General features: G+C 38.4%; 19 protein-coding genes. 9 read left to right on the forward strand and 10 right to left on the reverse strand.

Going from position 1 to position 21,277, the window contains the following annotated elements; genetic code table 11:
- Positions 1-157: 157 nt before the first annotated feature.
- Together sucC and sucD are read left to right on the forward strand one after the other, a co-directional pair.
- Entirely contained in the window at positions 158-1,324 is a 1,167-nt protein-coding gene (sucC, locus tag ACK2M2_RS10575; RefSeq protein ID WP_409512097.1) for an ADP-forming succinate--CoA ligase subunit beta, read from the forward strand.
- A gap of 12 nt (positions 1,325-1,336) precedes the next feature.
- Positions 1,337-2,227 carry a succinate--CoA ligase subunit alpha gene (gene sucD, locus ACK2M2_RS10580; protein ID WP_409512098.1) on the forward strand — a complete coding sequence of 297 codons (891 nt, stop codon included), beginning with the start codon at positions 1,337-1,339 and terminating at the stop codon, positions 2,225-2,227.
- Positions 2,228-2,320: 93 nt separating this feature from the next.
- On the opposite strand, the gene rsmD is transcribed toward sucD, so the two are convergent.
- The gene (rsmD, locus tag ACK2M2_RS10585) at positions 2,321-2,869 is read right to left on the reverse strand and encodes a 16S rRNA (guanine(966)-N(2))-methyltransferase RsmD (protein WP_419348194.1); all 549 of its coding nucleotides are present in this window, start codon (positions 2,867-2,869) and stop codon (positions 2,321-2,323) included.
- A complete protein-coding gene (gene mrdA, locus ACK2M2_RS10590) occupies positions 2,869-4,911 on the reverse strand; it encodes a penicillin-binding protein 2 (protein ID WP_409512100.1) in 2,043 nt (680 codons plus the stop codon). Before mrdA ends, rsmD begins: the two co-directional genes overlap by 1 nt.
- Positions 4,912-5,167: 256 nt before the next feature.
- Here mrdA and ACK2M2_RS10595 point away from each other — a divergent pair, with 256 nt between their 5' ends.
- From ACK2M2_RS10595 to ACK2M2_RS10610, 4 genes are all read left to right on the forward strand, one after another.
- Positions 5,168-5,686, forward strand: coding sequence for a hypothetical protein (locus ACK2M2_RS10595; protein ID WP_419348197.1), 519 nt, complete (start codon positions 5,168-5,170; stop codon positions 5,684-5,686).
- A 60-nt stretch (positions 5,687-5,746) separates the two neighbouring features.
- Positions 5,747-7,063 carry a hypothetical protein gene (locus ACK2M2_RS10600; protein ID WP_409512102.1) on the forward strand — a complete coding sequence of 439 codons (1,317 nt, stop codon included), beginning with the start codon at positions 5,747-5,749 and terminating at the stop codon, positions 7,061-7,063.
- Between the two features lie 80 nt (positions 7,064-7,143).
- A complete protein-coding gene (gene adk / locus ACK2M2_RS10605; protein WP_409512103.1) occupies positions 7,144-7,797 on the forward strand; it encodes an adenylate kinase in 654 nt (217 codons plus the stop codon).
- Positions 7,798-7,901: 104 nt separating this feature from the next.
- Positions 7,902-8,174, forward strand: a complete 273-nt coding sequence (locus ACK2M2_RS10610) for a hypothetical protein (protein ID WP_419348200.1) — start codon at positions 7,902-7,904, stop codon at positions 8,172-8,174.
- Between the two features lie 101 nt (positions 8,175-8,275).
- Here the strand turns inward: ACK2M2_RS10610 and nth are convergent, their stop codons facing one another.
- Positions 8,276-8,983 carry an endonuclease III gene (gene nth, locus ACK2M2_RS10615; protein ID WP_419348203.1) on the reverse strand — a complete coding sequence of 236 codons (708 nt, stop codon included), beginning with the start codon at positions 8,981-8,983 and terminating at the stop codon, positions 8,276-8,278.
- A gap of 1 nt (position 8,984) precedes the next feature.
- The gene (locus ACK2M2_RS10620; RefSeq protein WP_419348205.1) at positions 8,985-9,779 is read right to left on the reverse strand and encodes an RnfABCDGE type electron transport complex subunit B; all 795 of its coding nucleotides are present in this window, start codon (positions 9,777-9,779) and stop codon (positions 8,985-8,987) included.
- Positions 9,780-10,123: 344 nt separating this feature from the next.
- Here ACK2M2_RS10620 and gdhA point away from each other — a divergent pair, with 344 nt between their 5' ends.
- Positions 10,124-11,467, forward strand: coding sequence for an NADP-specific glutamate dehydrogenase (gene gdhA, locus ACK2M2_RS10625; RefSeq protein WP_419348208.1), 1,344 nt, complete (start codon positions 10,124-10,126; stop codon positions 11,465-11,467).
- Between the two features lie 62 nt (positions 11,468-11,529).
- On the opposite strand, the gene ACK2M2_RS10630 is transcribed toward gdhA, so the two are convergent.
- The 6 genes from ACK2M2_RS10630 to ACK2M2_RS10655 all read right to left on the reverse strand — a co-directional run bounded on the left by ACK2M2_RS10630 (position 11,530) and on the right by ACK2M2_RS10655 (position 18,283).
- Positions 11,530-12,297 (reverse strand): DUF4377 domain-containing protein, encoded by a 768-nt coding sequence (locus ACK2M2_RS10630; protein WP_419348211.1) that lies wholly within the window; start codon positions 12,295-12,297, stop codon positions 11,530-11,532.
- A 156-nt stretch (positions 12,298-12,453) separates the two neighbouring features.
- Positions 12,454-13,230 (reverse strand): dioxygenase, encoded by a 777-nt coding sequence (locus tag ACK2M2_RS10635; protein ID WP_419348226.1) that lies wholly within the window; start codon positions 13,228-13,230, stop codon positions 12,454-12,456.
- 101 nt (positions 13,231-13,331) lie between these two features.
- Entirely contained in the window at positions 13,332-13,814 is a 483-nt protein-coding gene (rlmH, locus tag ACK2M2_RS10640) for a 23S rRNA (pseudouridine(1915)-N(3))-methyltransferase RlmH (RefSeq protein ID WP_409512110.1), read from the reverse strand.
- A gap of 544 nt (positions 13,815-14,358) precedes the next feature.
- Complete coding sequence (gene lon / locus ACK2M2_RS10645; RefSeq protein WP_419348214.1) at positions 14,359-16,788, reverse strand: endopeptidase La; 2,430 nt, start codon at positions 16,786-16,788, stop codon at positions 14,359-14,361.
- 126 nt (positions 16,789-16,914) lie between these two features.
- On the reverse strand, positions 16,915-17,520 hold the full coding sequence (locus ACK2M2_RS10650) for a 5-formyltetrahydrofolate cyclo-ligase (RefSeq protein ID WP_409512112.1): 606 nt from the start codon (positions 17,518-17,520) through the stop codon (positions 16,915-16,917).
- Positions 17,521-17,863: 343 nt separating this feature from the next.
- Positions 17,864-18,283: a hypothetical protein gene (locus ACK2M2_RS10655; RefSeq protein WP_409512113.1), complete on the reverse strand. Its 420-nt coding sequence runs from the start codon at positions 18,281-18,283 to the stop codon at positions 17,864-17,866.
- Between the two features lie 155 nt (positions 18,284-18,438).
- On the opposite strand from ACK2M2_RS10655, the gene ACK2M2_RS10660 reads away from it, so the two are divergent.
- Together ACK2M2_RS10660 and ACK2M2_RS10665 are read left to right on the forward strand one after the other, a co-directional pair.
- Entirely contained in the window at positions 18,439-19,710 is a 1,272-nt protein-coding gene (locus ACK2M2_RS10660; RefSeq protein WP_419348217.1) for a BapA/Bap/LapF family prefix-like domain-containing protein, read from the forward strand.
- Positions 19,711-19,731: 21 nt separating this feature from the next.
- The coding region (locus ACK2M2_RS10665) for an Ig-like domain-containing protein (RefSeq protein ID WP_419348220.1) at positions 19,732-21,277 on the forward strand (1,546 nt) is incomplete at its 3' end.

Genomic DNA, 21,277 nt, shown 5'->3' on the forward strand with positions numbered 1-21,277 from the left:
GCGGTTTAGGCCGCTCTTTTTTATAATGATGGTTGTAATTATTTGAACAATCATCTAAAAGTATAAGAACTAATTTTAATAATTGTCGTGATTTGGTGTGATGGAAGACCAATGAGTGATGAGTAATAACAACGTGAAAAGTAGTAAAAGGTAAAAAATGAATTTACATGAGTATCAAGCCAAAGCGCTGTTAAAAAAATATGGTATGCCTGTTCAAGAAGGTATTTTGATTACAACACCTGAAGAAGCTGCTTCTGCATTTAACCAAATTGGTGGCAAATTTGCGGTGATGAAAGCGCAAGTACATGCGGGTGGTCGTGGTAAGGCTGGTGGTGTAAAAGTTGTAAAATCTGCCGATGAAGCCGCTGAATATGCAAAAAATCTATTGGGTACGCGTTTAGTGACGTATCAAACAGATGCTAATGGGCAGCCTGTAAATAGTATTTTGGTCTGTGAAGATGTTTATCCCGTAGAACGTGAGTTGTATTTAGGGGCTGTGGTAGATCGTTCTAGCCGTCGTGTGACCTTTATGGCATCAACTGAAGGTGGCGTGGAAATCGAAAAAGTTGCCGAAGAAACTCCTGAAAAAATTATTAAAGTTGAAGTTGATCCATTAGTTGGTTTACTTCCTTTTCAAGCACGTGATGTAGCATTCCAATTGGGCTTAAAAGACAAACAAATTGCTCAATTTGTGACAATCATGTCAGGTGCATATAAAGCATTTATTGAAAATGATTTTGCATTATTTGAAATTAATCCATTGTCTGTACGTGAAAATGGCGACATTCTTTGTGTCGATGCAAAAGTTGGTATTGATTCTAATGCTCTGTATCGTTTACCTGAAATCGCAGCAATGCGTGATAAGTCACAGGAAAATGAGCGTGAATTGAAAGCCTCTGAATTTGATCTGAACTATGTTGCACTAGAAGGTAATATTGGTTGTATGGTTAATGGTGCTGGTCTTGCAATGGCAACCATGGATATTATTAAATTGTACGGTGGTCAGCCTGCAAACTTTCTTGATGTCGGTGGTGGTGCAACCAAAGAGCGTGTGATTGAAGCATTTAAAATTATTTTGTCTGATACGTCTGTAAAAGGTGTATTGATTAATATTTTTGGTGGAATTGTACGTTGTGACATGATTGCTGAGGCAATTATTGCAGCGATTCAGGAAGTCAATGTAACTGTACCTGTTGTTGTTCGCTTGGAAGGGAATAATGCTGAGCTAGGTGCAAAAATCCTTGATGAATCAGGTTTGAAATTAACTTCTGCGAGTGGTCTATCGGATGCTGCAGAAAAAATCGTTGCTGCGGTAAAAGCTTAAGGGGTATCAATCATGAGCGTATTAATTAATAAAAACACAAAAGTATTGGTACAAGGCTTTACAGGTAAAAATGGTACTTTTCATTCTGAACAAGCTTTAGCTTATGGTACAAAGGTTGTGGGAGGAGTAACACCAGGTAAAGGTGGTCAAAATCATATTGGTTTACCTGTATTTAATACCATGAAAGAAGCTGTACGTGAGACACAAGCAGATGCTTCGGTGATCTATGTACCAGCACCATTTGTATTGGATTCAATTGTGGAAGCTGTAGATTCTGGTGTGGGTTTAATTGTTGTGATTACTGAAGGTGTACCCACAATTGATATGCTAAAAGCAAAACGTTACCTTGAAACTTACGGTAACGGTGTGCGTCTAGTGGGACCAAATTGTCCAGGTGTGATTACACCAGGTGAATGTAAAATTGGTATTATGCCAGGTCATATTCATCAACCTGGTAAAATTGGGATTATTTCACGTTCTGGTACATTAACTTATGAAGCTGTTGCACAAACAACAAAACTGGGTTTAGGTCAGTCAACGTGTATTGGTATTGGTGGTGATCCAATTCCAGGTATGAATCAAATTGATTGTTTGAAATTGTTCCAAGAAGACCCACAAACAGAAGCAATCATTATGATTGGTGAAATTGGTGGTACTGCAGAAGAAGAAGCGGCAGAGTATATTCAATCAGATGTGACGAAGCCTGTGATTGGTTATATTGCAGGTGTGACTGCGCCGAAAGGTAAGCGTATGGGACATGCGGGTGCAATTATCTCAGGTGGTAAAGGTACTGCCGACGAAAAATTTGCTGCATTTGAAAAAGCAGGTATGGCATATACACGTAGTCCTGCAGAATTGGGCTCAACGATGCTTCAAGTGTTAAAAGAGAAAGGTCTTGCTTAAGCTAAGCCAAGATTAAAAAAAGGAGTCCTTATTGGACTCCTTTTTATATGCTCATTTAAGATGTGTATTTTATTGGGTAAATATACGCTTATTTTAAGCTTGTTTTTGATAAAGCCCTGCACGGACTGCACCTGCTTTGGTTTCTTTCATAAGAACCCAACTGCTCGGTAAAACTAATTTTGATAAATAACAATCTGCTTCAACATAAATATAAGCCTCATTTTTAATGAGAGGATCAGCCTTTTCAGCAAGCTCTTGCCATAAATTTAAACCATAGGGCGGGTCAAGAAAGACTACATCAAACTGAGTATTTAACCCAACTAATGCTTGTTGTGCAGTCATCACTTTGAGTTGGCAGTTTTCTGCTTTGAGTAGACGAATATTGTCTTTTAAAAATTGGGCTTGATTTGAATTGGGTTCAATCATTGTGACGTACGCTGCACCACGCGATAAAGCTTCAAAACTTAAAGCACCTGAACCGGTACATAAGTCGAGTACTTGTGCATTTTGAATATCCCACATTAACCAATTGAACAGTGTTTCACGAACTCTGTCAGGGGTAGGACGTAATCCGTCAACACTCGCAAAAGGAAGCATACGACGCTTCCATTCACCACCAATAATGCGTAATTGATTTTTCACTATTCAGTTATATCCGCTTGATTTGCTGTATGGTTTGTATTTTGAGAGGGCTGTTGTACAGTATTTTGTGTTGTACTTTGAGCCGGTTTAGACCTATTTACTGTATTTGGATTGGTTGATGTATTTGTTTCATCACTTGCTAATTCACCGGGTTTAATTCCCGCAGTCATTAGACCGCCACTGATTTGATGATTCTGTGGTAAGAGTGGATTTTTCTTACGAGTTAATAACCAATAATCAAAGATAGGGCGGGCAAGTTGTGCGGCTGAGCCACCATGTTTACCATTTTCCCAAATGACAGAAATTGCGATTTCTGGGTTCTCCGCAGGTGCAAAACCAACAAAAAGACCGTGATCGAGCTGACGTTCAGTCAGTAATGATTCATTATAGCGTTTACCTTGCGCAATACTTTTAACCTGTGCTGTACCTGTCTTTCCTGCAATTTGGTACATAGGTGTACGAATACCACGTCCAGTACCAGATTGAATCACATCGACCATTGCATCACGCATTTTTACCCAGTCAGCATCTGTGCCACTAAAGTTAATTTTCCCTGTAGGCGCATTAATAATTTTGTGTTCTTTTGCGCCTTTGGTTGCACGTAATACATGTGGTGTAACATGTGCACCATGATTGGCTGTAATAGCTGTTGCCATTGCCAACTGAAGTGGTGTTGCAGTAAATGCACCCTGACCAATACTGACTGAAATCGTTTCACCTTTGAGCCACTTGGTTTTACGAGTACGCATTTTCCATTCTTGGCTCGGATATAAGCCTTCACTTTCACTTGGTAAATCTACACCTGTTTTAGCACCAAAGCCAAACTGACGCATCCAATCATTCATACGATCGATACCAAGCTGATAAGCAAGAATATAGAAGTAAGTATCACAGGAGATCACAATAGATTTGTGCATGTTGACACTACCATGCCCAGTTTTTTTCCAGTCACGGAATTTGTGTGAATCACCTGGTAAATGGAAATAACCTGGATCTGAAATTGCGGTATTCCAATCTACAGTTTTATAATGAATACCGCCCAAGGCTTCCATTGGTTTAATGGTTGAACCCGGTGGGTAAGAGCCTTGAACAGCACGGTTATATAAAGGCTGATCTAGATTGTCACGTAAAGCGCTATAGTCTGCATGCCCAATACCCGTCACAAAAAGATTTGGGTTAAAACTTGGACTTGAAACTAAGGCTAAAATTTCACCTGTACGTGGGTCAATTGCAACAATTGCACCACGACGTCCTGCGAGTTGTTCTGACGCAATCGACTGTAGACCGTAATCAAGGGAAAGATATAAGTCATTGCCACGAGTAGATTCTTTACGTCCGAGATGACGTAAGATATTACCGTGTGCATCGGCTTCAATGGATTCATACCCTGGAAAACCATGTAGTAGATCTTCATAAGATTTTTCTACGCCAATTTTACCAATCAGATTTGTACCTGCGTAACTGTCTTTATCAATACTTTTTAATTCTTTATCGTTGATACGACCGACATATCCAATGACATGGGCAAATAATTCACCATGTGGATAATAACGTGTCATTTGAGTTTCAATTTCCACCCCTGGAAATTGAAACTTCACCTCACTGAAACGAGCAATATCTTGTTCAGTCAAATTGAGTTTTAGCGTGACACGTTCAGTTTTACGTGATGCTTTTACACGGCTATTGAAACCATCGATATCATCTTCGGTCAAATTGATAATAGGCGTTAAACGCTTTACGGTATCATCCATGTCCTCAATATCTGCTTTACTGAGTGTTGCGGTAAATACAGGATAATTGTCTGCAAGTAAAATCCCATTACGGTCATAAATATAACCTCGCGCAGGGGCAGTCGGTTGCAAACGAATTCGATTTTTATCTGAGGCTTCAGTAAATTCTTGATGATGGAAAACCTGAAGATATGCATAACGCGCCACAAGCAGCAACAAGAAAAAACTCACAATTCCAATAGAGACAAAAACTCGACTGCGGAAAATACGCTTTTCTTGCTGAACATTTTTAAGTGGAAACTGCTGCTTCATACGTGGTCGGCTTATTTAAAACGGATTGATGGGGGATAGGCAAGGCGCAATATTTTACCCTAGAATGTATAGATTAAACGTTAAAAATTGAAAAAAATACAATTGATGACTTGGCTGACTATAGCTTAATTTGACCTTGTAGACAGTAATTTTCCCCTCATCAGTATATGAGCAAAGCAATAATTCTGTTAAAGTCAAAAAATTAAGGATAATTAGATTAGATTTGCCCGGAAAAATAGGGACTATGGAGAAAATAATGAAAAAAATCGTTCCCTTACTCATGTTAATGACAGTAGGAAGTTTGACACATGCGGAGTTTAAGGATTACTTACCTGAACCTAAATTAAAGTCTGAAGGGTATTCTACTTGGAATGCGGGTGCAGGCATGACCATGAAACTTGCCCATTTGAATGGCGAATGGGTCAACCCGTATGGTATTGGGTATGCCAAAGTGGGTGCGTTTATCAATGGTGACCATGAAGTGGGTACACAATTTGGTTTTCGCATGCCTGTAGTACTGACAGGTACAGATTTAAACGGCTATTATCTTGGTGTTTATGCTGGGCATTTGAAGAGTAAGAAAGTCAATGCAAACCGTGATGATACACAGGTTGGTGGTGGCGTTGATCTTTCCTATGTATTATTGAGTAAAGAACGAATCAGTACATTTAGTGTAGGTATTGGTGTGGGAGATGAGTCGAAAAATGGTGATGATATTGTTTTTGAAACTAAGCCACAGATTCAGTTTGCTTATACTTTAAGTGTTGGTTTTTAAATCAGTTCAATGTTTTTAAAATTATTCGACCACACATAGAAATAAATACGAGATGCTTGAATGTTTGAATATGTCATTGATTTGTGGCAAGGCTTTTTTAATCGACCTGATCATTTAGCAATACTGAGTATTGTTCCTGTGACAGCATTTGTGACTTGGGCACACGTGTGGATGGCACTGAAAATGGTGTTCTATCCGATTAAATTTTGGGGTTTTCATCTTGGGCCATTGCCTGTGGGGTGGCAGGGAATTGTACCCCGAAAAGCAGGACGAATTTCGGGCATCATCACCGATAACACACTGTCCAAACTTGGTTCGCTCAATGAGTTTTTAAATGCTATGGAACCCGATGACATGGCGCGGATCATTGGCGAGCAAGTGGGGCGTGATTTAGAGCATTTGATTGATGAGGTAATGATTGATCGTAATGCAGTATTGTGGGAAAACTTACCGTATTCACTGAAACGTAGAATTTATGCACAAGCACAGAATCAGATGCCTGAAATTCTGAAAGGATTAGTGACTGAACTGACCATGAACGTCGAGTCACTTGTTGACATGAAAGAAATGATTGTCCGCCAGATGGAAGGCGATCGCAAACTCATGGTACGTATGTTTCTGAAAGTCGGGCAAAAGGAAATTAACTTTATTTGGCATATTAGTGCCTTGATTGGTATTTTCTTCGGTATCATTCAAATGTTTGTTTATGTATTTGTACCACAGCATTGGACAGTACCATTTTTTGCCGCAATTTGGGGTTTCTTGACGAACTGGATTGCAATTTGGATGGTCTTTAATCCTGTAGAACCACACTACATACGCTATCCACAGTTCTTTGAACTTAAAAAAGATCGTAAATTCCCTTGGATTAAACCTGTTATTCCTCGTATTGGTACGTATAATATTCAAGGCGCGTTTATGAAGCGTCAGGAAGAAGTTTCCGACGTTTTTGCGAGTGTTGTGACGGAAGATTTAATTACGTTAAAATCAATCATGACTGAAATGATGTATGGAACACGTAAAGATAAGACCCGTCGAATCATTAAACGACATGTTAATGTAATTATGGAAACACCGCTGATTCGTACTGCATTACAGTTGTCAATAGGACCAAGTGAGTATGCTAAACTCAAGACGGACTTGATTGATCGTTCTATAGAAATTACCATGGTACCTGTAAGCGACCCAGCTTTTAATGCGAGCCGTGCACAGAAAATCTTTAAAATGTTTCGAGATCGAATTAGTGAGTTAACCCCGAAAGAGTTTCAAAATTTATTACGTCCTGCATTTCAGGAAGACGAATGGATTTTGATTGTACTAGGTGGTGTCACTGGATTTATTGCTGGATTAATACATTTATTTTTGGTTTTCATATAATTAGATGCTTGAATGTTACCGATAACTTATTGGTAGGTTGAAAGTGTCATACACTTTGTTTTACATGAGGATGTTTTTTTATGCGCATTATTTTACTCGGACCACCTGGAGCTGGCAAAGGCACTCAGGCTCAGTTGATCTGTAAGCGCTACAATGTCCCACAAATTTCAACCGGTGATATGCTCCGTGCTGCAATTCGTGAAGGTACTGAACTCGGTCTTAAAGCTAAAAGTGTCATGGAGTCTGGCGGTTTAGTGTCTGATGAGTTGATCATTGGTTTAGTGAAAGAGCGTATTGCGCAGCCTGATTGCGTAAATGGTTGTATTTTCGATGGTTTCCCACGTACGATTCCGCAAGCTGAAGCACTTGAAAAAGAAGGCATTAGCATTGACCACGTGATTGAAATTGATGTACCTGATGAAGAAATTGTAAAACGTTTATCGGGTCGTCGTCAGCATGCTGCATCGGGTCGTATTTATCATACAATTTACAATCCACCGAAAGTGGAAGGTAAAGACGATGAGACAGGCGAAGATTTAGTTCAACGTCCTGATGATTTAGAAGAAACAATTCGTAAGCGCTTAGGTTCATATCATACTGAAACTGAGCAATTGGTTGGTTTCTACCAAAGTCGTGCGGCTTCAGGTGAAAATGCACCGACTTATGACAAATTGAATGGTCTTCGTGCCATTGATGAAGTTCAAGCAGAACTCTTTAATATTTTAGACAAATAATTCCAAAATTAGATGACTTTTAGCCCTGAGGGTTAATTTACAGCCAGAATTTTTGGAAACTTTGACTTTAAAAGAGACCTGATTCATATTAGGTCTCTTTTTTTATGTTGGAATATATAGCACCAATGAAAATCGCATTAATTGCCCTCGTCATTTTAAGTGTTATCGTTATTTTGGGACTGATTGTTTTTAGTTTTAAATTGCTACGTAAAACGCAAAAAGAAGAAATCGCACAGCGCCGTGAAATTCGTAAAAATGCACAGTATCAGGTACATCCTGGTGTGGCGAAAGAACATGAACGTATGGCGACGTTGAAAAAAGAATTGGCTGAAAAAGAACGATTAGTGCAACAACAAAAAGATAATAAGCAAAAATAATCATTCAAAATCAAAAAATGATGCTAAATTTCAGCATCATTTTTAACAAAAGAGAGATATTTTTGAACGCAATGTTCATAAAATATAGATCATTTCTTGGCTTAGGGATTTACTGCATCTTCAATTGTCTTTGTAAGGATCGCTTTATTTCGTGGTGCACCGAACTCAAAACGATCAGGCCAATGGCAGACATCAGATACGATGCATTCTGCACATTTCGGTTTGCGCGCAATACAGGTATATCGTCCGTGTAAAATCAGCCAATGATGTGAGTCGAGTATAAATTCTTTTGGAATGACTTTGATGAGACGCTGTTCAACTTCAAGTACATTTTTACCAACAGCGAGCCCTGTACGATTACCCAAACGGAAAATATGCGTATCAACGGCCATCGTTGGTTGACCAAAGGCGGTATTAAGTACCACATTTGCTGTTTTACGCCCAACTCCTGGTAAAGCCTCAAGATCAGCACGGTTTTGTGGCACTTGACTACCATGCAACTCTATCAGCATTTTACAGGCTTTAATTACATTTTCGGCTTTGGAATTATACAAACCAATGGTTTTGATAAATTCCTTTAAACCATCGACACCCAATGCATAAATGGCTTCAGGCGTATTGGCAACAGGAAAGAGTTTATCTGTAGCTTTATTGACACTGACATCGGTGGCTTGTGCAGACAATGTAACCGCAACCAATAATTCAAATGGATTGGAAAAATTGAGCTCAGTTTCTGGGTGTGGGCGTTGTTCACGTAAACGTTCAAAAAAGATTTGAATCTCTTTTCGCGTCATATTTTTAACGCTCATTTCATACTCCTTGTAACTGACTCAATTGTGTGTTGAGTGATTCAAGTAATTCTTGCTTTTTTGCATCGGGGCGGACGCTAAGTTGTTTTTCAAGTTTTTTAATTTGCGTACGAATTTTTGCCAATTCAATCGTGGTTTTTGCATCGATAGATGGTGGTATTTCATTTGATTTTTCAATGATTTGAATTTCAGGCAGTTGGTCTGTTTGTGCAGAAAATTGTGCAAATAATTCGGTATCAATTTCAGCACGAACGACAGGGCCTTTACGGTGAATGCGACGTTTTTCCTCACGTTGGATATGCGCATAGTAACGTTCACGTAAATCGGTTTGTTCAGCAATGCGTTGAGATTCTTGCGGTAAATCCTGTAAATCTTCAATTAGATCAATGCAGTCGACAGGACAGGGTGGAATGCATAGCTCACAACCCGTACATAAATCCGTGAGAATGGTATGCATCAATTTACCTGCGCCAATGATCGCATCGACAGGGCAAGCACTAATACATTTGGTACAACCAATACATTCATCTTCACGAATGATCGCTTTCATACGCTGAGGACGACCATCTCTTTGTATAGCCCAAACACTTTCTTCTGCTTGTAATTTTGGACGGCTCAATAATTCTGCTAATGCATCGGCAACAGGTTGACCACCGGGTACACATTTGTTGGCATCTTCACCTTCAGTGATAGATTTGGCATAAGGAAGGCATCCATCACGATGACCACATAGACCACATTGGGTCTGAGGCAGTAAAGCATCAATAGATTGAATGAGAGAGATTTGCAGATTCATGTATAGCCACAACAGCTCAATTTGAGCCTTAAATTGAAAAATAACATCATTGAATTGTGAATTTTAGCATGAAAATCAGGATTTGCGGTGTGCACAATTTGAGCGCACAAGTCGCCTCTTTTTATGGCATGAATTTTCTTTAAGTCTTGATATAGATCAATTTTTAGGATTGCCTAATTATGTTTTATAATAAAGATAACTATTTGTTATTAAATTAATTTTAAAGAATTTGAAAATAACTATTGCCGATTGGTTACAAAAGATATTACATTGTTTGCGCCAAAATACATCATCGATTGAAATTTTGACCGATTTTGATCCACCAAACTGCTGAGGATTAAGCGTTGAAATATAACAGCCTTAACGACTTCCTAAACTACGTTAAAACACGTGATTCACATCAACTAGAATTTCTACAAGCTGTAGAAGAAGTGATGACGAGCTTATGGCCGTTCATTGCAAAAAATCCGCAATATGCTGAACACGGGTTACTTGAGCGTCTTGTTGAACCTGAACGTGCAATTCAATTCCGTGTTTCATGGGTTGATGACAAAGGTCAAACGCATGTGAACCGTGCGTTCCGTGTACAATACAATTCGGCTATTGGTCCATTTAAAGGTGGAATGCGTTTCCATCCATCAGTGAACCTTTCAATTCTTAAATTCTTAGGTTTTGAACAAACATTTAAAAATGCTTTAACCACACTTCCAATGGGTGGCGGTAAAGGCGGTTCAGATTTTGATCCTAAAGGTAAATCTGAAGGCGAAATCATGCGTTTCTGCCAAGCTTTAATGATCGAGTTATATCGTCATTTGGGTTCGAATACTGATATTCCTGCGGGCGATATTGGTGTTGGTGGTCGTGAAGTTGGCTATATGGCCGGTATGATGAAGAAATTAAGCAACGATACTGCGTGTGTATTCACAGGTAAAGGCTTAACTTTCGGTGGGTCATTGGCTCGCCCAGAAGCGACAGGTTACGGTACTGTGTATTTCGCTGAAGAAATGCTTAAGGCTCGTGGCGAAAGCTTCCAAGATAAAGTTGTAACCATTTCAGGTTCGGGTAATGTTGCACAGTATGCTGCTGAAAAAGCAATGTACTTAGGTGCAAAAGTTGTTTCTTTATCTGACTCTGCGGGTACGGTTTACGTTAAAAATGGTTTTACCACTGAGCTTTTATGTGAAGTGATGGAACTTAAAAATGTGAAGCGCGGTCGTATTTCAGAATTCGCGTCTAAACATGGTTTTGAATACCTTGAAGGTAAATGCCCTTGGGGAATCAAATGTGACATCGCATTGCCATGTGCAACTCAAAATGAGTTAAATGGTGATGATGCTGTAACACTTATTGCAAATGGCGTTATTTGTGTAGCTGAAGGTGCAAACATGCCTTCTACACTTGATGCTGTTGAAAAATTTGTTGAAGCGAAAATTCTTTATGCACCAGGTAAAGCGTCGAATGCTGGTGGCGTAGCAACATCAGGTCTTGAAATGTCTCAAAATGCAATCCGTTTGGGTTGGACATTTGAAGAAGTTGATGAACGTCTTCATGCAATCATGAAAGAAATTCACCGCAACTGCGTGAAATACGGTACAGAAGAAGATGGTACTGTAAACTACGTAAACGGTGCGAACATTGCAGGCTTCGTAAAAGTTGCTGATGCAATGCTTGCTCAAGGTGTATTTTAAGTTTTAACTTAGAATCACTAAAAAAACCGATGCAAATGCATCGGTTTTTTTATGCTTGAATTTTATTTTACAGTTGCATTCATTACAGTCATATCAAATACATAAGCATATTTAGATTGATCAGCAGCAGGGTTTTTAATTTCATAACGTTTTACGCGGATAATTTTATGTGCTTTTGGATCGTGCTCAAAACCTTCAATGTGGTTATAAAATAACGTCCAATCTTTATCTTGATAGGTTTTTACACCATTTTCAGCATATTTGATTTCTTTGACTTGTAAGCATGTTTGTGGAGCAACGCCAGTACATTGTTTTGTTTCAGGTGAAATTTCAAGGAAAATCGTTTCGCCTTCACTTTGATATTTTGTTTCAGGTGTCATTGTTCCTGTAAATTCAACCTTCTCACCATTTGTTGCAACAATGGTCAGTTTAGGTTGATCAGGATTACTCATATCTAAAGTAAACGGAGCTTTACGGTTACTAAATAAGTTTGCTGCAACACCTTCTTGTGCCATTGCATTTGCTTCACATGCCATTTGTGTTGCCGCTAAATTACCTGAAACAATCTGATTATTTTCTACTTTCCAACCACCCATTAGATTATTACAGCTGGTTGAAATGGCTAAACGACCTTGAGCATCAAAATTTAAAACTAAAGGTTTAGGCGCATTTGCAGTATTTGCGCTCCATTGATATGCAGTTAATGTTTTATTTACATTTTGTTGTTCTACAACGCTCACTGTTGAATCTCCAGTTTTTTGAATGCCATTTGACTGACAAGCGGCAAGAGCAAGAGGGAAAAGGGCAATTGCTAAATATTTTAATTTCATGGGATAAACAGTTCATGCTATGGATAACATTTTGAAGGATAACGTATTTATTTAAAAAAAAATGGATACATATGCGCTTTTTGGGTAGCAAAATGTATCCATTTATAATTTTTTGTTACTATATTGATATATTTTATCTATAAATGGATATGTGTATTAATCAAAGCGATAAATATCCATACCAAGTGAACCCATACTAAAACTACTATGTACAATACTAAAACGATGACCTGTACCCATAGCAAAAAATAGTGGTGCGAAATGTTCTAAAGTTGGATGATTACGTTCGATAAAAGGCAAATTCTTCCAATCGAGCACAGCATCAAAATCTTGATGATGGAGCTTACTCACTACGGTATTACGGAAAGTTGATGCCCATTCAGGCACATTGGCATTTTCACCTTGCCAAGAAAGTTCACGTAAATTATGCGTAATACTGCCTGAACCCATCAATAAAATTTGCTTTTCACGTAATACTGCTAAAGTTTGTCCAATCTTATAAATTTCTTTTGCAGAAATATTCATAGGTAGTGAAATTTCTACCACAGGTATATCCGCTTGAGGATACATGTGCAACAAAGGCATCCATACGCCATGATCACGTGGGCGAGTACTATTAGCATGGGCAGAAATATGTGCTTCAGAGAATAGATGCAAAATTTCTTCAGCAAGTTGCGGGTCGCCCGGTGCAGGGTAGCGTATTTCATAGAGTTCAGGTGGAAACCCACGAAAATCATGCCATGTTTCAGGGCGGACACCTGTACTTACTTCTAAAGCATTACTTTCCCAATGTGCTGACATCACTACAATTGCTTGAGGTTGTGGCAAATTTAGACCAAGTCGGTTTAAAGCAGGGCCGACTTGTTCAGGATTAAGCGCAAGCATTGGTGAGCCATGAGAAATAAATAAGCCGGGCAAGGTTTGTAGTTTCATACTGCGCTGTTTATCCCATTGTAAAAAGTGATCTTGAATGTTGTTCAGTAACTTCAACATACTATTTTCGAAATGAAGTAACTCTTATCGTGCCTCAAATTTTATCCTGCGCGGTGGTAAGGATGATTATTGTTGATACTCATTGCACGATACAGTTGTTCAATGAGCATCACACGTACCATTGGATGTGGAAGGGTGAGTTTAGAGAGTGACCAATGCCAAGCCGCGGCTTTGCGAACGGCTTCTGAGTGACCATCAGGTCCACCAATCGCAAGAGCGATATCGTTACCTTCAAGCATCCAACTTTTCATGGTTTCAGCTAACTTTTCTGTACTGAACTCACGACCACCGACTTCAAGTGCAATGAGAACTTCATTTTGTTTGAGCTGTGCCAAAATGCTGTCACCTTCAATATTTCGGTATTTTAAAATATCGGCTTCTGAATCATTTTTTCCTCGCTTTGCCATAGCTAACTCAATCACTTGGGTTTGAACAAAAGGTTGAATACGTTTGAAGTAATCTTCAAAACCTGTAAGTACCCAAGCTGGCATTTTTTGACCAATGGTCAGAATACGAATTTTCATAGTACGCATTAAATAATGAGAGTTTAATGGTAAGTATAGCGTTATATGGATAATCGTTCAGGTTAAAATAAATACGCCTAAAATAGGCTGTATAGAAATAAGAGCAGAAAAATGATGAGATAAAAGAAGTAACATTGGGAACGAAAAGTGAGAAATATCATGTTGATATTGATGCGGCACAAAGAATTAATTCATTTAAAAAGGGATGTATTGACGAGGATTTTTATAAATAAAAAGTATAGATAAAAAAATGCAGTCCATGAGGGGTAGTAGGACTGCATGCGGATTTCTATCTATCTGGAGATTTGATAGAAACCACTAAAAAGTAAGTTTTGGTCTTGAGTTAAATCATCATGAACCACAATTTCTTTATTTATATATGATGTCCATGTTGTATTTTTCAAGGGTAAAATGAGGTTTTGATCTTCATTTTTTTGGTTAACAATCTGATTTGAGCTTTTATTAGGTTGAAATGAAATATGGGGATAGTAAGTATAAAAAAGAGCGCCGTAGCGCTCTTTTTTATATGTAATTACTTGAGTAATTAATGACGAGCAGCTTTGCTTTCACCTGTTGTTTTCACAATTGGTGCTTTAACCAATGGCGTTGGTTGTTCAACTAAAGCAAGTGGCAGAATCTCATCGATACTTTTCACAGCTTTAATTTCCAAACCTTCTTTCACATTGTCAGGAATTTCAGCTAAATCACGGACATTTTCTTGTGGGATGAATACGAGTTTTACACCACCACGATGTGCAGCGAGTAGCTTCTCTTTCAAACCACCAATACGCATCGCACGACCGCCAAGGCTTGTTTCACCTGTCATTGCAATATCAGGGCGAATTGCGATGCCTGTGAACGCAGATACAAGTGCAGTCGTCAATGCTAAACCTGCAGATGGACCATCTTTCGGTGTAGCACCTTCAGGTAAATGGACGTGAACATCAGTTTCTTCAAAACGCGAAGCTTCAATGCCAAGCTCATCTGCACGAGTACGAACAACTGTCATAGCTGCGGTAATTGATTCTTTCATCACATCACCGAGTGAACCAGTAGTAATGAATTTACCTTTACCTTTGACTGCTGCAACTTCGATAGTAAGTAACTCACCACCAACAGATGTCCAAGCCAAACCATTAACACGACCGACTTGCGCTTCTTCTTCCGCCATACCAAAGTCAAACTTGTGTGGACCTAAATATTCTGGGAGATTAGCAGAGGTTACTTCAAGCTGAAGATTTTTAGACTTCTTGCTCACGGCTTCTTTCACGACTTTACGTGCAATTTTAGACACTTCACGCTCAAGGCTACGAACACCTGCTTCGCGGGTATAACGCTGTACGATGTCACGAATTGCTTCTTCGTGAACAGTCAATTCTTTAGCACGTAAACCATTGTTCTTAATTGCTTTTGGAACAAGGTAACGCTCTGCAATATTGACTTTTTCATCTTCGGTATAACCCGGTAGACGAATCACTTCCATACGGTCAAGCAACGCTTCAGGAATATTCATGCTGTTTGCAGTACAGATGAACATCACTTCTGAAAGGTCAAGATCAAGATCTAAATAGTGATCACTGAACTTATCATTTTGTGATGGATCAAGCACTTCAAGCAATGCAGAAGCTGGATCGCCACGATAGTCTTGTGCCATTTTGTCAATTTCATCGAGTAAGAATAAAGGATTCTTTACGCCTACTTTAGTCAATGATTGCACAATTTTACCTGGCATCGCACCAATATAAGTACGACGGTGACCACGAATTTCCGCTTCATCACGTACGCCACCGAGTGCCATACGAACGAATTCACGCCCCGTTGCTTTAGCAACTGATTCACCAAGTGACGTTTTACCAACACCTGGGGGACCGACTAAACAAAGAATTGGACCTTTGAGTTTTTTCACGCGTGACTGTACTGCGAGATATTCAACAATACGGTCTTTTACATCGTCTAAGCCATAATGATCAGTATCTAAAATTTCCTGAGCTTTTGCTAAGTTAATGCTGACTTTACTCGCTTTATTCCAAGGCGTATCTAAAATCGCTTCGATATAGTTGCGGACAACAGCAGCTTCACTTGATGCAGGTTGCATTGCTTTTAACTTACGGAATTCCGCTTCAGCTTTTTTACGCACATGTTCTGGTAGATCAGCTTCTGCTAAACGACGTTCAATTTCAGCAACATCATCTTCTGCACCGCCATTCATGTCAGAAAGTTCACGCTGAATAACCTTCATTTTTTCATTCAGGAAATATTCGCGCTGATTCTTTTCCATTTGACGTTTTACAGAGTCATGCAAAGTTTGTTCAACTTGTTGCTCTTCTGACTGCTGTAATAAATAGCTCATGAGTTCTTGTAAATGCTCTTCAAACTGATCATGTTCTAAGAACTTTTGCTTTACATCAATATTCAACGGTACACGTGTTGCAACGAAGAATAACAGTTGTAGAAGATCGTCAATTTTGTTTGCAGCCGCAATTAACTCACGTGCATTACGTAGTTTCGTTTCAGCATATTGTGCAAATAGAGCACGTAATTCTTCAACACGTAATGCTTGAGTGTTTGAATCGACTGTTGCAACACTCATTGGGCTTAACGCATGTTCAGCCGATAAATATTCATCATTGTCGATGATTTCTACAAGCTTAGAACGGTGTAAGCCTTCAATTAGCACTTTAATACAGTTTTCATCATTTTCATGATTTACGACTTGGACGATCTTAGCGACAGTACCGTATTGATATAAATTGTCGTGATCAATTTCTTCTGTGAGAGAATCTTTTTGTGCAACTACAAATACGAGATTATCGCTGTTGCGAGCGATATCAACGGCATTGATCGATTTTTCACGACCGACAAAGAGTGCAATTTGCATATGTGGATAAACCACAACATCACGCAAAGCTAAAAGTGGTAATACACTCGGAACGTTTTGCTCAAGATTTTCTTGATTCATAATATTTTCTGACATGGGCACTCCTAGTGAGTAACAACATTGTTGCCATGAATTTTATAGTGATGGGTATTTTAAAAATTACAAGGGCCTTGCTCAATAAAAAATATAAAAAAGCGCAAGTATCTAAAATTTAGAAGGGCTTCAAAGCCTGAATAAACTTGAATGCCGACTAAAACGATAGACTTTTGATGGTGTAATCAGCACATCTAAAGGTTGATCCCAAGCATTTCGCTGTAATGGTTCACTTAAAAGTTGAAAGTCATGGGCGATTCCTACTCTATAGGGGCGCTTGGGCGCAGTTGCAAGGGTACGGTCATAAAAACCTGCCCCCATACCCATACGGGTACCGAGTTGATCGCAAGCCAGCAAAGGTAAAATGAGAAAATCTAATGCGGAAACATGAAAACCACGGCTTTTCATCGGCTCTAACATGCCTAAACGATGCATCGCAAAACGCTTACTTCGATATTGATGTTGAGTAATTTGAATCCATACAAGTTTTAAACTCATATTGCAAATCATCGGCAGAAAAACGTTTTTACCCTGTTTAAAGCAGTACTCAATGAGCTTTTGGGTTTGAACTTCGCCAAATGCGTGTAAATAAATGCCGATTTTTTTTGCATGATAAAATTTTGGTTGTTGAATTATTTGATGCAGGATTTGCACTTCAATTTTTTTTTGCATGGTCGAGTTTAATGCACGACGTTTTTTTTTGAGGAGAGTTCTAAGTTCACGGTTTTGTTGCATAAGGCAGATAAAACAGTACAAGAGATGTGGAAAAGTATACATGGAATCAGTGAAATATATACATTTGAATCATTTCTATGAAACAAAATTTATACTATTTAAATAAATCCATTTTGATCTGGTAGAAAATAAACACATTTATTAAAAATTTAATATTATTAAAAAATATTAGGTTCTTTTGATTAATATATTTTTTATATTATGTAATAGAAAAATTGAATTTAATAGAGTTATTTTTTTCAAAAAAATAGAATAAATTTAATCTATGTTTTATTCGTTTAATGTGATTTTTTGCACTAAATTCAACCCGAAATTTATCACGAATTTCGGGTTGAATTTTATACTATGATTTTTTGTTGATAATGAATGGTTTTCCATTTTCATCAATAGATAATACCAAAGTTACTAATGGTAACTTTTCGTCAATTTGTATTTTAGTGTGATTAGTAACGCAATTTTCTTTGCAGTTTTTGACGGTCAATGTGTACTCATTTGGCTTTAAATAGTACGTTGTTGTGTTATGAATATAGAATTCACCAGCTTTAAAATCATCAATAAAAAACTTGATTGGGCAGTTTTGATCGTCTGCTTTATCACCATCACAAAGGCGTTCATCACGCTGTACTTGAACAGGTAGTGAATTTATCTCTTTGTCTATAAATAATAAATGGGTTGGTTTTTCGAAAGTAGCTTTATGTTGTATAGATGAACATGCACTTAGACCAAGAACAAGGCTTAAACAAAGTAGCGAACGTTTCAACATGAATTTATCCTGCGGTTAAAAGACTGTGTTGATTGAATAATAGTCAAAAAAATGATTGATTAATAGAATTAAAAATACTATGGATTTATTGTACAAAAAATATCGCTCTGTTAATATAGTTTACTGACTGTTACATTAGAAAATGGCTTTTTATTATGCAAAAAATTATTGTTATTGATAAGGCGACAATGGAGAAGGTGGAAATCGATTCTAATATAATTAAATTAGAAAAAGGATCGATTATTCAAACAAAAATTCTTCGTGAAGATGTTGCTGAAATTATTCAAGATGGTAATAATTTAATTATTAAAATGAAGGATGGTGAAATACTCACTATTGAAAATTATTTTGTAGTGGATGCAGAAGGAAATAATACAGCACTCGTTTTTGAAGGGACTGAATGTGCTTTCTTATTGCTAGATTGGCAAAATGGTGTCGCAGGTTTTAAAGAGTTAGCAGGCTTAGAGGAATTACTACCGATTGCTGTAGGTGGTGGGAGTACTGCATCTAATTTACTGCCATGGATTGTCGGTGGTGCGCTCGTTGGTGGTACAGTGATTGCGGCAGATGGTTCAAATGGATCATCGAAAGATCAACCGAAAGTCCCAGAAGTACCAATTGCACCTGTCGTCACGATTAATCCCGTTGTTCCTGATAAGGATGGAACAACCACGATTACAGGTACAGTAAATAATCCAAATGCTGATGTGATTGTGACGCTTGATGGAAAAGAATATAAAGCTAAAGTTGATCCAACACCGAATGCGGATGGTACATATAATTGGACAGTGGATGTACCAACATCGGCATTGCCTCCACAAGGTGCAGAAGTTCCTGTAAAAGGAGCAATCACTGATCCGAATACTGGTCTAGTTTCTCCTCCGGGGACAGATGAAGCACCCGTAATTTTGCCACCTAAAGCACCTGTAGTCACAATTGATCAAGTTGTACCAGACAAAGATGGAACAACTACGATTACAGGTACAGTAGATAATCCAAATGCTGATGTGACCATCACCATTGGCGGGAAAGAATATCCTGTAAACGTTGATCCAACACCTAACGAAGATGGTACATATAATTGGACTATCGATGTACCCACAAATAAATTGCCCCCAATCGGGCAAGAAATTCCTGTCAAAGCGACTGTGACTGATCCAAATACAGGTTTAATTTCAGAGCCAGGTCAGGATGAAGCACCTGTTGTAGTTCCACCAAAAGCACCTTATGTCACGATTGATCCAATTGTTCCGAGTGAGGATGATACAACAACGATTACGGGTACAGTTGATGATCCAAATGCTGATGTGACAGTGACTGTAGGTGGGAAAGAATACCCTGTAAAAGTTGATCCAACACCTAATGATGATGGTACATATAATTGGATAGTTGATGTGTCAACAGCAGAATTACCTCCTGTAGGTTAAGAAGTTCCTGTTAAAGGGACTGTGACTGATCCAAATACAGGTTTAGTTTCAGAACCAGGTACAGATGAAACACTGATTCCAAATACAGGTGTGATTCCTGCACCAAAAGTTGAAATTACGACAGATATTAATAATGATGGTGTAATCAATGGCACCGAGTTAGGTCAGGGTCCTGATGTATCAGTAAAAATTACTATTCCAAAAGAAGCCAAAGTTGGCGATACACTCACGATTATTATCAATGGTGGTGAACCTACAGATATTATTATTACCGATGATATGTTGAACAATGGTTATATTACGTCTGTTCCGCCACAAGCAAATGGCAAGGTTGATGTCGCTGCAACTATTACAGATCAAACAGGTAATACCTCAGGTAAAGGTGGTGATACAGCAGTTATTGATACAAAACCTCCAGCTGTTATAGTCATCATCAATGACGATGGCACTGTAACTTTTAAGTTTAATGAACCAGTTAAAAACTTTGATTTGTCAGATATTGTCATTTCCGGTGGTAAGCTCAGTAACCTTGTTGAAAATAAAGATGGTACATGGTTTGCTGACCTTACAGGAACGAAGCAAGGTATTACGGTTAATGTAGGTGTTAAAGATAAGAGCTATACAAACCTTGCGGGTAATGAAGGTTCATCTGGTACTGATAAAAAAGTAACCGTAAAAATTGATTCGATTATACCAGATGGCAATACAGCTATTATTTCAGGAACAACTGAGCCTGGTAATAAAGTCACAGTGACTTTACCTGATGGTTCAACACTTGTTTCTGAACCTGCTGATCTAGATGGTTATTGGACAGTGACCACAGATAAACCACTTGTCGATGGCAATACAGTTGACGCCGTGACCGATGATCAAGATGGCAAGCCAACTTCAGATGATGTTTTACTTCCATTTGTATCGATTGGTATTGTGGGTGGTGATGATATTATCAACGAAGGTGAGTTGGCAGAACTAACTGATTTTGATGGTAATATCACTATTACAGGCACTGTAAGCAATCCATCTGCATCAATGACCATTACATTTAACGGTAAGGTTTATTCAGGTGATCAAGTGACTGTTAATGCTGATGGTACGTGGAGTATTAAGGTTCCTGCATCAGATGTTTTATCAAATAATGATATTAAAGCGCAAGGTAGTGTCGTTGGTGCAGATGGTACGCTAATTGAGTCAAATGTTGCTGAACGTCCAGTTGGTCAAGACTTAGCACCACCAAACGTAGATGTAGAAATTACAGCTAAAGCTGAAATCATCATTCAGTTTGATCCTGACGTTGATCCGTCAACAATTGATCCAAAAGAATTTATCATAGTTGATAAAAACGGTAATCCTGTAAAAGTTGAACTTATACCATCAAAAGATGGTTTGACGTGGACGGGTAAAGTTCCATCAGGTGTGGATGGTGATATTAAAGTAACCGTTCCTGAAAATAGTTATAAAGATTATGCGGGTAACTTAGGCGGCCAAGGTACAGCAAATAAAGATGTTGATACGACCGCACCATCAGTTGAAGTCGATATTATTGCCAATGCAAAAGATGAAACCTCTG

Origin of the sequence: Acinetobacter sp. TY1 (assembly GCF_048551395.1) — a bacterium.
GTDB lineage: Bacteria > Pseudomonadota > Gammaproteobacteria > Pseudomonadales > Moraxellaceae > Acinetobacter.

Bases quoted from the DNA above. Each gene is read 5' to 3' on its own strand.
- sucC (WP_409512097.1), top strand. From the start codon at position 158: ATGAATTTACATGAGTATCAAGCCAAAGCGCTGTTAAAAAAATATGGT.
- sucD (WP_409512098.1), top strand. From the start codon at position 1,337: ATGAGCGTATTAATTAATAAAAACACAAAAGTATTGGTACAAGGCTTT.
- mrdA (WP_409512100.1), bottom strand. From the start codon at position 4,911: ATGAAGCAGCAGTTTCCACTTAAAAATGTTCAGCAAGAAAAGCGTATT.
- ACK2M2_RS10595 (WP_419348197.1), top strand. From the start codon at position 5,168: ATGAAAAAAATCGTTCCCTTACTCATGTTAATGACAGTAGGAAGTTTG.
- ACK2M2_RS10600 (WP_409512102.1), top strand. From the start codon at position 5,747: ATGTTTGAATATGTCATTGATTTGTGGCAAGGCTTTTTTAATCGACCT.
- adk (WP_409512103.1), top strand. From the start codon at position 7,144: ATGCGCATTATTTTACTCGGACCACCTGGAGCTGGCAAAGGCACTCAG.
- ACK2M2_RS10610 (WP_419348200.1), top strand. From the start codon at position 7,902: ATGTTGGAATATATAGCACCAATGAAAATCGCATTAATTGCCCTCGTC.
- nth (WP_419348203.1), bottom strand. From the start codon at position 8,983: ATGAGCGTTAAAAATATGACGCGAAAAGAGATTCAAATCTTTTTTGAA.
- ACK2M2_RS10620 (WP_419348205.1), bottom strand. From the start codon at position 9,779: ATGAATCTGCAAATCTCTCTCATTCAATCTATTGATGCTTTACTGCCT.
- ACK2M2_RS10630 (WP_419348211.1), bottom strand. From the start codon at position 12,297: ATGAAATTAAAATATTTAGCAATTGCCCTTTTCCCTCTTGCTCTTGCC.
- ACK2M2_RS10635 (WP_419348226.1), bottom strand. From the start codon at position 13,230: ATGAAACTACAAACCTTGCCCGGCTTATTTATTTCTCATGGCTCACCA.
- rlmH (WP_409512110.1), bottom strand. From the start codon at position 13,814: ATGAAAATTCGTATTCTGACCATTGGTCAAAAAATGCCAGCTTGGGTA.
- lon (WP_419348214.1), bottom strand. From the start codon at position 16,788: ATGTCAGAAAATATTATGAATCAAGAAAATCTTGAGCAAAACGTTCCG.
- ACK2M2_RS10650 (WP_409512112.1), bottom strand. From the start codon at position 17,520: ATGCAACAAAACCGTGAACTTAGAACTCTCCTCAAAAAAAAACGTCGT.
- ACK2M2_RS10655 (WP_409512113.1), bottom strand. From the start codon at position 18,283: ATGTTGAAACGTTCGCTACTTTGTTTAAGCCTTGTTCTTGGTCTAAGT.
- ACK2M2_RS10660 (WP_419348217.1), top strand. From the start codon at position 18,439: ATGCAAAAAATTATTGTTATTGATAAGGCGACAATGGAGAAGGTGGAA.